Below are 1,057 nucleotides of genomic sequence, written 5' to 3'. Positions count from 1 at the left end.
CGGGTCAAGTCCCCGGAAGTGGTGTAGCTCGGGTTCCTTCGATTTGTTGATGGTTAGGCGCTGAGTTCGAGGACGATGTCGGTGTTCACCTCGCTTCCTGCGTCGGTGAGAAGGGTGAGGCGGCTCTTGGCGAGTATGTCGAGGCCGAGGTAGCGGCGGCCTTCTGCCCATTCGTCGGTCTGCTCGGCGAGGACGGCGCCGACGAGGCGGGTGATCGCGTCACGGTTGGGGAAGATGCCGACGCTGTCGGTGCGGCGGCGGATCTCTCGGTTGAGGCGCTCGTTCGGGTTGTTGGACCAGATCTGTTGCCAGAGACCTTCGGGGAATCCGGTGAACGCGAGGATGTCCGCCCTCGCGGCGTCGAGATGGTCGTGCGCGTCGGGGAGCTTGTCCTCGACGTAGTCCAGGAGCCGGTCGAATTGTGCGTTCACGGATGCCGCGTCGGGCTGGTCGTAGACGGAGTGCAGCATCGCCTTGACGGCCGGCCACATGCTCTTCGGCGTCACGGACATCAGGTTGGCGGCGTAGTGGGTGCGGCAGCGTTGCCAGACAGCGCCGGGCAGATTCGCCGCGATCGCTTCCACGAGGCCCTGATGCGCGTCGCTGGTGACCAGGCGAACCCCGGACAGGCCGCGGGCGACGAGGTCAGCGAAGAACGAGTTCCAGGCCGCGCCGGTCTCGCTAGTCGCGACCCGCAGGCCGAGGACCTCGCGGCGTCCGTCGGCGTTCACGCCCGTCGCGATCAGCACCACGGCGTTGATGACGCGGCCGCCTTCGCGGACCTTCATGGTGAGAGCGTCGGCGGCGACGAACGTGAACGGCCCGGCATCGCCGAGCGGCCGGTGGCGGAACTGGTCGACGTGCTCGTCGAGCTCCGCCGCCATCCGCGAGACCTGGGACTTGGAAAGCGAGTGGATCCCAAGTGTCTTGACGAGCTTGTCCATCCGGCGGGTCGAGACGCCGGCGAGGTAGCAGTCCGCGATCACCGTGATCAACGCGGTCTCGGCCCGTTTGCGGCGCTCGAGCAGCCACTCCGGGAAATACGTGCCCTGCCGCA

General features: G+C 67.1%; 1 protein-coding gene. It reads right to left on the bottom strand.

The window, feature by feature from the left end; genetic code table 11:
* Window positions 1–53: 53 nt before the first annotated feature.
* Window positions 54–1,057 (bottom strand): IS256 family transposase (locus QM019_RS12660; RefSeq protein ID WP_282853303.1); only part of this gene is annotated, 1,004 nt, incomplete at its 5' end.

It is taken from the genome of Gulosibacter sediminis (assembly GCF_030011715.1).
In the GTDB taxonomy this organism is placed as follows: Bacteria; Actinomycetota; Actinomycetes; order Actinomycetales; family Microbacteriaceae; genus Gulosibacter; species Gulosibacter sediminis.
The sequence above is the reverse complement of the archived record's forward strand: the minus strand, read 5'-3'. Positions and strand labels throughout refer to the sequence as shown.